This window comes from Caballeronia sp. INDeC2 (assembly GCF_023631325.1).
GTDB lineage: Bacteria > Pseudomonadota > Gammaproteobacteria > Burkholderiales > Burkholderiaceae > Caballeronia.
Genome location: NZ_JALQDG010000003.1, coordinates 688140 through 701000 on the forward strand (window position 1 = coordinate 688140; position 12861 = coordinate 701000).

Below are 12861 nucleotides of genomic sequence, written 5' to 3' on the forward strand. Positions count from 1 at the left end.
ATTGCCGCCATGCCGCAACTTACGGCGTAACCGCCTTCCACGACGAATCCGGATTGAACGACTTGATCGCCGCGGCCGCGCGCGTGGTCGCCGGACCGAGATCCTTCTCGTAGATCTGCCCGTCCTGATTGACGATGAAGGTCATCACGCCGGTCTGGCCGTAGCGCGCGGGCGTCGCAATCAGGCCGAAGCCTTGTGTCAGCTTGCCGTCCTGCAGATAGCTCTTAGCGCGGCCCTGCGCGTTCGGGCCCTGCGCCGTCAGGATGCGGTAGTGATAGCCGTAGTAGCCGTCGGCCGCGCTCGGCTTGTTCGGCATCGTCGCGGCGAGCGGGCCGAGCGGGCTGTCCGGCTCGCCCGGCGCGGTGTCCCAGTAGAGGCCGTCGTGCTTGCCGGGCGTGCTGACGAAGCGATCGGCGTACCGGCCGGCCGTCTTGTGATAGTCGTTCTGCGCGGCGACGTACGCGAGCGCGACCTGCATCGCCGAACGCTCGTTGCGGCCTATGCGCCGCGTGAGCACTTCGTCGCGCGCGGCGGGCATGTCGAAGCGCCAGCCGTTCGCGACCTTCACAAGCGGAATCGGCAGCGTCCAGCCGCTCGTGCCCGCTTCGATGCGCGCGGCCGGATGGCCGTTGAGCGGTTGCGCATCCTCGACGATGCGATGCTGCTGCGCCCACGCGCCGAGGTACGCATAGATGTCTTCTTCGCCGATGCTGCCCTCGGGCACGTAGCGCCCGTGGTCCTTGCCGAGGACTTTGGCGAGCGCGGCCTTGTCGTTGGTCGCGATCGCGTCGGTGAACGCCTGCGCGGCGGCTTCGGCGGTGGGATACACGGCCTGCGCCTGCACGAGCGATGCGCCGAGCGCGAGCGACGCGGCGACGAGGACGCGGAGAATTGGTTTCTTCGATGCGGCGAATGCTTGGGTAGGGGTCATCTCGGGCTCCTGAATCTGGCGTGCGCCGCGGGCGCGGCGCATGTTCGATGAGTCGGATCGATCATCAACGGCGGTGGAAGCCTCCGCCGCCGCCTCGCTGGAACCCGCCGCCGCCGTGCATCCCGCCACCGCCACCGAACCCGCCGCCCTGACGTTGCACGCCGCCGCCGCCCGCGCCGAGACCGCCGCCCGCACGCTCGATACCGCCGCCCCCGCCGCCCCCGCCGCCCCCGCCGACGCGGTTGTGCGACTGATTGGCGAACGATTCGCGGCTCGCCTGTCCGCGCTGCATGTCCTGCCGCGCACCGTTGCCATCGCCCGCGCCGCGCAGCGCGTTATCGCGATTCAGGTTCTGTGAGCGCTGCCGCAGGTCGCCCGTGTTGCGGGCGTTCTCTCCGCCGCCCTGGCGGATGTTCCGCACGCGCTGGCTCGCCGGCTGGTTGAGGTTTTGCCCAGTGCGCTGCTGCAACGTCTGGGCCGCCTGCGCGCGCGCATCCTCGCGGCCGCGAAACTGGTTGCCGTTCGCGCCGAGATTCGCGTTGTTGAACGTGTTCTGCCGGTTCGCGACGTTGGTCCGGTTGAACTGCGGATCGTTGCGGTTCCAGCGCACGTTGTTCGTGTTCGAACTGATGCGGTTGTTCACATTGATATTGTTGTAGCGGTTCACGTTGACGTTGACATCGCCGCGACCCCAGTTGCAGTTGCCCCACAGCGAATTCACGACCGCGACGCCCGCGCCGAACGCGAGACCGCCGACGAACGCCGACGCGATGGCGTATCCCGGAGGCGGCGGCACGTAGACCGGCGGATAGGCCGGATAAGGCCACGTGCCATACACGACCGTCGGGTTGTAAGTCGGCACATAGACCACTTGCGGATTGGCCGGCTCGATCTGGATCACCGTGGTGCTGGTGGTCGTGCTGCCCGCCGGCGCCGGCGCGCTCGTGATCTTCTGCTGCTCGTTCGACTTGAGATTGCCGGCGCTCTGCGCCGCGCGCCGCAGACGCTGAACGGAGTCCATCACGTCGCTCGGTTGCGCGATGAAGGCGTTGCCGAGCTGCGTCACCCAGTCGATCTTGGAGGCCATCGTCGCGAGCGCCTGCGGGAACGCGACGAGCGATTGCACGCTCGGATCCCACGGCTCGGATTGCACGGCCTTCACCGCGTCGTCGCCCTTGACGTTCGGATTCGCCTTCGACCACCCGGCCGCGTCGGTGATTTGCGATGGATACGTCGACGCCATCAGCACCTGCGCGAGCAATGCGTCGGGGTAGAGCGCGACCGGCGCGGCGAGCGCATCGAGCTGCTGGTTCGTGAGCTTCTGTCCGGTGCTCGCGGCGCCTGCCGTCTGCGCGTGGACCGGGCCGGACTGCAGCGCCGCGAACGGCAATGCGAGCGCCACGCTCATCGCCATGATGCGCAGCGTGTGCGAGCGATGCGCGAGGACGGTGTAGGGGTATCGTTTCAAGATCAAGTCCTCCGGTGCACGACGCTCGTTGCGCGTGTACTGCCGATGCGGCGGGATGCGCTTGTTGTTTGCCTATAGGCAGCGAACTGATGCGCAGTGCTTGATGAAAGCGAGGGAATCGATGAGGAAGCGTCTTCGTTTCCGAAGGCTTGAGCGTCAAACGTTCGACAGTCGAGCAAGGACGTGGCAGCCGTCTCGTCGCGCATGACCGATGTCCGGTAGTGAAGCTCACGCCAACTTACGGGCGCGCCTCGAAGTGTGTCAACGTGATTGAGGAAATATCACGTTTCACTCATGCAGACAACGGGGTTTCGGAAGGGGACCGGTGGCGCGGGCCTGGCATCAGGCGCGCCATGAAAGCGCGGCCGGCATGACGATGCCGGCCGCGAAAGGGAGAGAGCAAGCCGTTATTGCTGAGGCTTGTTCGACAGCGCGAGGCGCAGCAAATCGGCGACGGTGTTCACGGAGAGCTTCTCCATGATGTTCGCGCGATGCGCTTCCACCGTCTTGATGCTGATGCCGAGATCGTCGGCGATCTGCTTGTTCAGGCGTCCCGCGATGATGCGCTCGAGCACCTGATGCTCCCGCGCGGTCAACTTGCCCAGACGCTCGGCGGCGGCGCGCTGCTGCTGCACGCTGCTGCTTTCGCTGCGCGCCTTTTCCAGCATGCGCTCCACGAGCTTGCGCAGCTCGGCTTCGTCGAAGGGCTTTTCGATGAAGTCCATCGCTCCTTTTTTCATCGTCGAGACGGCCATCGGCACGTCACCGTGACCCGTCACGAAGATGATCGGCAAGAGCGAGTTCTCGGCGATGAGTTTTTCCTGCAGCTCGAGCCCCGTCATGCCGGCCATCCGCACATCGAGGATCAGGCAGGAAATCGCGCCGGAATGCGAGATCGGCAAATAGACGTCGAGGAACGATTCCGCGCTGGAGAAACACTGAACGCGATACCCGTTTGCTTCGAGCAGCCAGCGCAAGGAATCACGTACCGCTTCGTCATCGTCGACGACGAAGACGGTTTCCTGGGTGGTGACTGTGCTCATAGTTCTCCCGTAACTGTTTGTTGTCTCGTATGTTCGTCCCGCGCATCCGTGCCGCCCGTGCCCGATGCGCCGTCCACTTCGCCGATCGGCAGGCTGCAGTGGAAGGTCGCGCCGGTCACGTGGCCGTCCGCTTCGACGTTGTTGACCACCCAAAGGCGTCCGCGATGCGACTCGATGATCGAGCGGCAGATGTTCAGCCCCATGCCCATGCCGTCGGACTTGGTGCTGTAGAACGGCTCGAAGAGGCGCTCGGCGGTTGCCTCGTCCACGCCCGGACCTTGATCGACCACGCTGATGCACACGAAGCCGCCGTCCATGCGCTGCACGACGACGCGAATCACCGGATCGACGGCGTTCGGTTTTGCATCATGCATCGCTTCGGCCGCGTTTTTCAACAGGTTGACCAACACTTGTTCGATCAAAACCGGGTCGACGTAGATCACCGGCATGCGCGAGCGGATTTCAGTGACGATGCGGATCTTGCGTTTGCGCGCCTCGATCTCGGCGAGACCGACCGCGTCAGCGACGATATCCGCGACGCGCGTGGCCTGACGCTTGGGCTCGCTGCGCTTCACGAATTCGCGGATGCGCTTGATGATCATGCCCGCGCGCACGGCCTGCTGAGCGGTCTTTTCGAGCACGGGGAGGAGCGTCTCCTGTGTCATGCGGCCGGATTTCACCAGCGCGACGCAGCCCGAGCAATAGTTGTTGATTGCCGCGAGCGGCTGATTAAGCTCGTGCGCGAGCGACGACGCCATTTCGCCCATCGTCATCAGGCGGCTCGTGAACTGCAGTTTCTCTTCCTGCTGATGCGCGAGTTCCTGCGCCTGCTTGCGCTGCGTGATGTCGGTGGCGATCTGCATCTGCGCGAGATGGCCGTCGACCCACTGGATGTACTGGCGGCGCACCTCGAACCACTTCTGGATGCCTTCGACATAGACTTCTTGCGCGTCTGCCGAGCTTTCGGTGAGCGCGGCGGCGGGCAGGCCCGCGTAGGTGTCGACCATGTCGATGGTGTCGGACGAGCTTTGCGAGCCGCCGTCGAACGCGGCGCCGGCGAGCTCCAGATGGCCGTCCGGACGGATGCCGAACAGATGCCGGTAATAGCGATTGGCGAAGAGCAATTCGGCTTCGTCGGCGGCGAGCACGGAGACGGCCGCATCGAGGCTTTCGAGCACGGTGGTGAAGCGCTCGTGCGCCGCGGCGAGTTCTTCGCGGGCGCGCTTGGGCTCGGTGATGTCCGTCATCGACGACATCCAGCCGGTCTGGCGGCCCGAACTGTCGATCAGCGGCGAAACGTACAGCCGCGCGTGGAAGAACGAGCCGTCCTTGCGGCGCACGCGCAATTCGAAGCCGGACGAGGGCGCCTTGCCGCGCAGCGTCATGTCGAGCTGGCGCTGCATTTCGGGATACGCGTCGCGCGGCCAGTACGGGAACGGCGCGTTCTTGCCGACGAGATCACTTTCGTCCCAGCCCGTCATGCGGCAGAACGCGGGGTTCACGTGCGTGATGCGGCCGTGCATGTCGAGCACGCGCATGCCGATAAGCACGGAGTTTTCCATCGCGCGGCGGAAGAACGCTTCGGCGTACAGCGCCTGTTGCGCCTCGAAGCGCTGGCGCGTGTGCTTCCACAGGCTCCAGAGACTCCACAGCACGAAGCACGACAAGCCGGCCACGAGCCAGACGAGTGTGTTATTGGTGAAGTTCGTGAGCTGCGGATACGAGTACACACGCACCGACAAACCCTGGCCCGGCGGATCGAGCGGCAGGTCGTAGAACATGTCGCGCGGCAGGCGCGGACGGCTCGACGTGGTCGCGAGCTCGCGATTGTTCAAGTCGGTGATGGAGATCTTGTACTTCGCCGACAGTTCGGTGGGAATGTCGTGCTTCAGGATGCCTTCGATCGAGAACACCGCCGCGATCGAGCCGAGGAATTCGCGGTCGCGGAAAACCGGCGTCTGCAGGGTGATGTAGCCATTGCCGAGGTCGTCGTAGAGCAATGGCGAGTAGACTTGGCGGCGGGTGGTGCGGGCTTCGTCGAACGCGGCTTGCACGGCCTCGTCCATCTGCGTTTCGTTCGGCTTCGCGAGGCGCGATCCGAGCACGGGCAGCGGCGTGTTCGGCCAGCGCGGCTTATGCTCGCTCGTGTACCAGTTCATGTAGAGGATCTCGGGATGCCCCTGCATGATGTCGGTGGAGGAGGTCTGGAAGGTCTGCGGGTCGCCGTGGCCGCTCGCGATGTCGCGCGCGAGCGCCTGGATCTGCTCTTGCGCGCCTGTCATCGACAGACGGATTTGCTGCTGCGCCCACGCGACATTGCGGTAGAGCGTGTCTTCCTGCTGCTGTTGCTCGCGCCGGTTCAGGCTCCACAGGATGAGACTCATCACGACCAGAAATACCAGGATCGAAATGAGCGGCGTGAGTAAATAGGAGTTCGACCACCACGGGCCGTGGTGCCAGCGGGAGGGCGAGGCGTCGGTCGGCTTGCGCGCGACCCTCGCCGAGCGTTTGATCAGCCGTTCGGTCAACATGGAAGCGATTGTAACGCAGCGCCTGATTGTTAATCGGCGTAAAAAGAGGGTAAAGAAGCATGGTTCGTGGGAAAAGGAGGAGAAACGTCTGAGCAAAAAAAGCTTATGGGACGGTGCGTTGCAGCAATTTTTCGTATGGTGAGATCAGCTCTCATGATTTGAAAAATTTCTTGCGTCATGGTCTGGACCCTCTTTAGAATTGCCGGCACGCGGCCAGTGCCCGCCTTCGATCGGGCGTGCGCCGGCGGTTCTCAGAGTGTTCCTCACATCAGGAGACGAGCATGTCCGCTGTACCCGACGAAGTTCTCAAATATGTCGCCAACGCCAAGGACGACGATCCTCAGGAAACCGCCGAATGGCTCGACGCACTCGACGGAGTCATTTCCGCGGTCGGTCCTGACCGCGCGCACTACCTGATCGAGAAACAGATCGAATTCGCTCGCGTGCATGGCGAGCACCTGCCGTTCTCGGCGAACACGCCGTACATCAACACGATCCCCGTCGCTTCGCAGGCCAAGATTCCGGGCGATCAGGACATCGAACACCGCATTCGCTCGTACACGCGCTGGAACGCCATCGCGATGGTGCTGCGCGCGGGCAAGGACACCAACGTCGGCGGCCACATCGCTTCGTTCGCCTCCGCCGCGACGCTGTATGACGTCGGCTTCAACCACTTCTGGCATGCGCCGTCGAAAGAACACGGCGGCGATCTCGTGTTCGTGCAGGGCCACTCGTCGCCGGGCGTGTACTCGCGCGCGTTCCTGCTCGGCCGCCTGACCGAGAAGCAACTGAACAACTTCCGCCAGGAAGTGGGCGGCGAGGGCATCTCGTCGTATCCGCATCCGTGGCTGATGCCGGATTTCTGGCAATTTCCGACCGTGTCGATGGGCCTCGGCCCGATCATGGCGATCTATCAGGCGCGCTTCATGAAGTACATGGCGGCGCGCGGCATCGCGAAGACGGAAGGCCGCAAGGTCTGGGCGTTCCTCGGCGACGGCGAGACGGACGAGCCGGAATCGCTCGGCGCGATCGGCATGGCCGGCCGCGAGCGTCTGGACAACCTCGTGTTCGTCATCAACTGCAATCTGCAGCGTCTGGACGGCCCGGTGCGCGGCAACGGCAAGATCATCCAGGAACTGGAAAGCGAATTCCGCGGCGCGGGCTGGAACGTCATCAAGGTCATCTGGGGCAGCCGCTGGGATGCGCTCTTCGCGCGCGACAAGACCGGCGCGCTGATGCGCCGCATGATGGAAGTCGTCGACGGCGAATACCAGACGTACAAGTCGGAATCGGGCGCGTTCGTGCGCGAGCATTTCTTCAACACGCCGGAACTGAAGGCGCTCGTCGCCGACTGGTCCGATGAAGACATCTGGAACCTGAACCGCGGCGGCCACGATCCGCACAAGATCTACGCGGCATTCGACGCCGCGACCAAGACGAAGGACGCGCCGACCGTCATCCTCGCCAAGACCATCAAGGGTTACGGCATGGGCGAGCATGGTCAGGCGATGAACATCACGCACCAGCAAAAGAAGCTGCCGATCGACACGCTGAAGAAATTCCGCGACCAGTTCCGCCTGCCGCTCACCGACGAGCAGATCGCCGACGTGCCGTATCTCACGTTCGAGGAAGGCTCGAAGGAACTCGAGTACATGCGTCAGAAGCGCATGGACCTGGGCGGCTATCTGCCGTCGCGTCGCGAAAAGGCGGAATCGCTGCCGGTGCCGGCGCTCTCCGCGTTCGAGCCGCTGCTCAAGGGCACGGGCGAAGGCCGCGAGATCTCCACGACGATGGCATTCGTGCGGATCCTGAATATCCTGCTGAAGGACAAGGCGCTCGGCAAGCGCATCGTGCCGATCGTGCCGGACGAATCGCGTACCTTCGGCATGGAAGGCCTCTTCCGTCAGATCGGCATCTGGAATCAGGAAGGCCAGAAATATGTCCCCGAAGACTCCGACCAGCTGATGTTCTACCGGGAATCGGAAACCGGTCAGATCCTGCAGGAAGGCATCAACGAAGCGGGTGGTATGTGTGACTGGATCGCGGCCGCGACGTCGTATTCGACGCACGGCGAGATCATGATCCCGTTCTACATCTTCTACTCGATGTTCGGCTTCCAGCGCATCGGCGATCTGGCGTGGGCTGCGGGCGACATGCGTTCGCGCGGCTTCCTGCTGGGCGGCACCGCGGGCCGCACGACGCTCAACGGCGAAGGCTTACAGCACGAAGACGGCCACTCGCTGCTGTGGGCGGCGTCGGTTCCGAACTGCGTGAGCTACGACCCGACCTTCGGCTACGAACTCGCGGTCATCATGCAGGACGGTCTGCGCCGCATGGTCGCCGATCAGGAGGATGTGTACTACTACATCACCGTGATGAACGAGAACTACGAGCATCCGGCGATCCCGCAAGGCGATGCAGTTGCATCGGACATCATCAAGGGCATGTACGCGTTCAAGAAGGCCGATGCCGCCGGAAAGGCGCACGTCCAGTTGATGGGCGCGGGAACGATCTTCAACGAAGTGATCGCGGCCGCCGATCTGCTGAAGAACGACTGGGGCGTCACCGCCGACCTCTGGAGCGTGCCGAGCTTCACCGAACTCGCCCGCGACGGTCAGGCGTGCGAGCGCTGGAACCTGCTGCATCCGACGGAAGAGAAGCGCGTGCCCCACGTGAGCGCGCTGCTCGAGGGCGCGAAGGGCCCGGTGATCGCGTCGACGGACTACATCCGTGCGCTCGTCGACCAGATCCGCGGCTATGTGCCGAACAAGTTCGTGGTGCTCGGCACCGACGGCTACGGCCGCTCGGACACGCGCGAGGCGCTGCGCCACTTCTTCGAAGTCGACCGCTATTGGGTGACGCTGGCCGCGCTGAATGCGCTGGCCGACGAAGGCACGATCGAGCGCAAGGTCGTCGCTGAGGCGATCAAGAAGTACAACCTCGACCCGTCCAAACCCAACCCGATGACCGTCTAAGGCATCGCCCCCGAGCGTTGTGACGCGGCCGCCTTCCGAAGCGGAAGGCGGCCGCGTGCAACCCAGGAGACACTAATAATGAGTCAAGCGATCGAAGTCAAAGTGCCGGACATCGGCGATTTCAAGGACATCCCCGTGATCGAAGTGCTGGTCAAGGTGGGTGATACGGTCGAACCCGAGCAGTCGCTCGTCACGCTCGAATCCGACAAGGCGACGATGGACGTGCCGAGTTCGGCGGCGGGCACCGTGAAGGAGGTCAAGGTCAAGGTCGGCGACAACGTGTCGGAAGGCACGCTCATCGTCGTGCTGGAAGGCGGGGCATCCGCCGAAGCACCCAAGCAGGCGGCCGCGCCTGCCCCGGCAGCCGCACCGTCGGCCGCGCCCGCGTCGAGCGGCGGCGGTTCCGTCGAAGTGAAGGTGCCGGACATCGGCGACTTCAAGGACATTCCGGTCATCGAGATCGGCGTGAAGGTCGGCGACAAGGTCGAGAAGGAGCAGTCGCTGGTCACGCTCGAATCCGACAAGGCGACGATGGACGTGCCTTCGCCGGCATCGGGCACGGTGAAGGAACTGAAGGTCAAGGTCGGCGACACGGTTTCCGAAGGCTCGCTGATCCTCGTGCTGGAAGGCGGCGACGGTGCCGCAGCGCCCGCCGCGGCTCCCGCAGCTCCCGCGCCTGCAAAGCCGGTCGAAGTGCCGTCCGACGCGCCCGCGAAACCCGCTCCCGCGAAAGAGCCGCCGTCCGCGCTCGCGCAGGCGCCCGTGATTCCCGCCGGCGACGGCTCGCGCACGTCGAGCCACGCGTCGCCGTCGGTGCGCAAGTTTGCTCGTGAACTCGGCGTCGACGTGTCGCGCGTGCGCGGCAGCGGTCCGAAAGGCCGCATCACGCAAGGCGACATCACCGCGTTCGTCAAGGGCGTGATGTCGGGTCAGGGCGCGGCGCCCGCGGCGGCCGCACCGGCCGGCGGTGGCGGCGGCGAGCTGGGTCTCCTGCCGTGGCCGAAGATCGACTTCACGAAGTTCGGCCCGGTCGATCCGAAGCCGCTCTCGCGCATCAAGAAGATCTCGGGCGCGAACCTGCATCGCAACTGGGTGATGATCCCGCACGTCACGAACAACGACGAAGCCGACATCACCGAGCTCGAAGAACTGCGCGTGAAGCTCAACAAGGAGCACGAAAAGGCGGGCGTGAAGTTCACGATGCTCGCGTTCGTCATCAAGGCGGTGGTCTCGGCGCTCAAGAAGTTTCCGGACTTCAACGCGAGCCTCGACGGCGACAACCTCGTGTTCAAGAAGTACTACCACATCGGTTTCGCGGCCGATACGCCGAACGGCCTCGTCGTTCCCGTGATCCGCGACGCGGACAAGAAGGGCCTCGTCGATATCGCCAAGGAAATGGCGGAGCTGTCGAAGCTCGCGCGCGACGGCAAGCTCAAGCCCGATCAGATGCAGGGCGGCTGCTTCTCGATCTCGTCGCTGGGCGGCATCGGCGGAACGCACTTCACGCCGATCATCAACGCGCCCGAAGTGGCGATTCTCGGCCTGTCGCGCGGTCAGATGAAGCCGGTGTGGGACGGCAAGCAGTTCGTGCCGCGCCTCACGCTGCCGATGTCGCTGTCGTACGACCATCGCGTCATCGACGGTGCGGCCGCCGCGCGCTTCAACGCTTATCTGTCGGCGATTCTGGGCGATTTCCGTCGCGTCATTCTCTGATCATTTGATCCGGCCGACGGCGGGACCTCGGGGCGCTGCCCTGAGGTTCCATCCGCACATCTCTTAGGGGACAACATGAGTCTCGTCGAACTAAAAGTACCCGACATCGGCGACTTCTCCGATGTCGATGTCATCGAAGTCAATATCAAACCCGGCGACAGCATCGAAAAGGAACAGGGCGTCATCACGCTCGAAACCGACAAGGCCACGATGGAAGTGCCCGCCGATCTCGCGGGCACCATCAAGGAAGTGAAGGTCAAGCAGGGCGACAAGGTCAGCCAGGGCTCGGTCATCGCGATGGTCGAAACCGAAGGCGCGTCGGCGGCGCCTTCGCCTGCGGCAGCGCCGGCGCCGGCGGCCGAAAAGCCCGCCGCGACCGGTGGCGGCGTGCAGGACGTGAAGGTGCCGGACATCGGCGACTTCAAGGACATTCCGGTCATCGAAGTGCACGTGAAGCCGGGCGATACGGTCGAGAAGGAGCAGTCGCTCATCACGCTCGAATCCGACAAAGCCACGATGGACGTGCCTTCGCCGGCCGCGGGCACGGTGAAGGAGCTGAAGGTGAAGGTCGGCGACAACGTGTCGGAAGGCACGCTGGTGCTGACGCTCGAAGGCGGCGGCGCGGCTCCCGCATCCGCGCCTGCGCCGCAGAAGGCCGCTCCGGCAGCCGCTGCAGCCGCTCCGTCGCCCGCGCCGCAAGCGGGCAGCTATTCCGGTTCGGCCGATGTCGAATGCGACATGCTCGTGCTCGGCGCGGGTCCCGGCGGTTATTCGGCGGCGTTCCGCGCAGCCGATCTCGGCATGAAGACGGTGCTCGTCGAGCGTTACGCGGCGCTCGGCGGCGTGTGCCTGAACGTCGGCTGCATTCCGTCGAAGGCGCTGCTGCACACCGCGCTCGTCATCGACGAAGCGGCGGAACTCGCGGCGCACGGCATCAGCTTCGGCGAGCCGAAAGTCGATCTGGATAAGCTGCGCGGCTTCAAGGAGGGCGTCGTCAAGAAACTGACCGGCGGTCTCGCGGGCATGGCGAAGGCGCGCAAGGTGCAGGTGGTCACGGGCGTCGGCAATTTCGTCGATCCGAATCACATGGAAGTGCAGGGCGCGGACGGCAAGAAGGTCGTGAAGTTCAAGCAGGCGATCATCGCGGCCGGCTCGCAAGCGGTGAAGCTGCCGTTCTTCCCGGACGATCCGCGTGTCGTCGATTCGACCGGCGCGCTCGAACTGCGTCAGCTTCCGAAGCGCATGCTCGTGGTGGGCGGCGGCATCATCGGCCTGGAAATGGCGACGGTGTATTCGACGCTCGGCGCGGACATCGACGTCGTCGAAATGCTCGACGGCCTCATGCTCGGCGCGGACCGCGATCTCGTGAAAGTCTGGGAGAAGTTCAATTCCAAACGCTTCACGAACGTGATGCTGAAGACCAAGACGACGAAGGCCGAGGCGAAGGAAGACGGCATTTACGTGACCTTCGAAGGCGAGAAGGCGCCGAGCGAACCGCAGCGTTACGACCTCGTGCTGCTCGCGGTCGGCCGCAGCCCGAACGGCGGCAAGATCGGCGCGGACAAGGCCGGCGTGGCGGTGACGGAGCGCGGCTTCATCAACGTCGACAAGCAGATGCGCACCAACGTGCCGCACATCTTCGCGATCGGCGATCTCGTCGGCCAGCCTATGCTCGCGCACAAGGCCGTGCATGAAGGCCACGTCGCGGCGGAAGCGGCGCATGGCGAGAAGGCGTATTTCGACGCGTTGCAGATTCCGTCGGTGGCTTACACCGATCCGGAAGTGGCGTGGGCGGGCAAGACGGAAGACCAGTGCAAGGCCGAAGGCATCAAGTTCGGCAAAGCGGTGTTTCCGTGGGCCGCTTCGGGCCGCGCGATCGCGAATGGCCGCGACGAAGGCTTCACCAAGCTCATCTTCGATGAGGAGACGCATCGCGTGATCGGCGGCGGCATCGTCGGTCTGAACGCGGGCGATCTGATCAGCGAAGTGTGTCTCGCGATCGAGATGGGCGCGGATGCAACCGACATCGGCAAGACGATCCATCCGCACCCGACGCTGGGCGAATCGGTCGGGATGGCCGCCGAGTTGTACGAAGGCGTGTGCACGGACTTGCCGCCGCAGCGCAAGAAGTAAGTCTCCGCTCTAAGAAGTGCAAAAGGCGCGCTCCTTCACGGGAGCGCGCCTTTGTTATGTGCAAGGC

At 64.4% G+C, this 12861-nt stretch carries 7 protein-coding genes; 3 read left to right on the plus strand and 4 right to left on the minus strand.

Going from position 1 to position 12861, the window contains the following annotated elements; genetic code table 11:
• Positions 1-19: 19 nt before the first annotated feature.
• From NCS28_RS04970 to fixL, 4 genes are all read right to left on the minus strand, one after another.
• Positions 20-931: a DUF2950 domain-containing protein gene (locus tag NCS28_RS04970; RefSeq protein WP_250512744.1), complete on the minus strand. Its 912-nt coding sequence runs from the start codon at positions 929-931 to the stop codon at positions 20-22.
• 64 nt (positions 932-995) lie between these two features.
• Complete coding sequence (locus NCS28_RS04975; RefSeq protein ID WP_502801153.1) at positions 996-2339, minus strand: DUF3300 domain-containing protein; 1344 nt, start codon at positions 2337-2339, stop codon at positions 996-998.
• 467 nt (positions 2340-2806) lie between these two features.
• Positions 2807-3442, minus strand: a complete 636-nt coding sequence (gene fixJ, locus NCS28_RS04980) for an oxygen response regulator transcription factor FixJ (RefSeq protein WP_162065331.1) — start codon at positions 3440-3442, stop codon at positions 2807-2809.
• A complete protein-coding gene (fixL, locus tag NCS28_RS04985) occupies positions 3439-5973 on the minus strand; it encodes an oxygen sensor histidine kinase FixL (protein ID WP_250512745.1) in 2535 nt (844 codons plus the stop codon). The genes fixJ and fixL overlap by 4 nt, the downstream gene beginning before the upstream one ends.
• A gap of 281 nt (positions 5974-6254) precedes the next feature.
• Here fixL and aceE point away from each other — a divergent pair, with 281 nt between their 5' ends.
• From aceE to lpdA, 3 genes are all read left to right on the plus strand, one after another.
• Positions 6255-8948: a pyruvate dehydrogenase (acetyl-transferring), homodimeric type gene (gene aceE / locus NCS28_RS04990; RefSeq protein WP_250512746.1), complete on the plus strand. Its 2694-nt coding sequence runs from the start codon at positions 6255-6257 to the stop codon at positions 8946-8948.
• Between the two features lie 78 nt (positions 8949-9026).
• Complete coding sequence (aceF, locus tag NCS28_RS04995; RefSeq protein WP_250512747.1) at positions 9027-10661, plus strand: dihydrolipoyllysine-residue acetyltransferase; 1635 nt, start codon at positions 9027-9029, stop codon at positions 10659-10661.
• Positions 10662-10736: 75 nt separating this feature from the next.
• The gene (gene lpdA, locus NCS28_RS05000) at positions 10737-12794 is read left to right on the plus strand and encodes a dihydrolipoyl dehydrogenase (protein WP_250512748.1); all 2058 of its coding nucleotides are present in this window, start codon (positions 10737-10739) and stop codon (positions 12792-12794) included.
• The last annotated feature ends 67 nt before the right edge of the window (positions 12795-12861 follow it).

What these genes read in the sequence shown, in the direction of transcription:
- NCS28_RS04975 (WP_502801153.1), bottom strand. Translation starts at nt 2,339, where the DNA reads ATGAGCGTGGCGCTCGCATTGCCGTTCGCGGCGCTGCAGTCCGGCCCG.
- fixJ (WP_162065331.1), bottom strand. Translation starts at nt 3,442, where the DNA reads ATGAGCACAGTCACCACCCAGGAAACCGTCTTCGTCGTCGACGATGAC.
- fixL (WP_250512745.1), bottom strand. Translation starts at nt 5,973, where the DNA reads ATGTTGACCGAACGGCTGATCAAACGCTCGGCGAGGGTCGCGCGCAAG.
- lpdA (WP_250512748.1), top strand. Translation starts at nt 10,737, where the DNA reads ATGAGTCTCGTCGAACTAAAAGTACCCGACATCGGCGACTTCTCCGAT.
- NCS28_RS04970 (WP_250512744.1), bottom strand. Translation starts at nt 931, where the DNA reads ATGACCCCTACCCAAGCATTCGCCGCATCGAAGAAACCAATTCTCCGC.
- aceE (WP_250512746.1), top strand. Translation starts at nt 6,255, where the DNA reads ATGTCCGCTGTACCCGACGAAGTTCTCAAATATGTCGCCAACGCCAAG.
- aceF (WP_250512747.1), top strand. Translation starts at nt 9,027, where the DNA reads ATGAGTCAAGCGATCGAAGTCAAAGTGCCGGACATCGGCGATTTCAAG.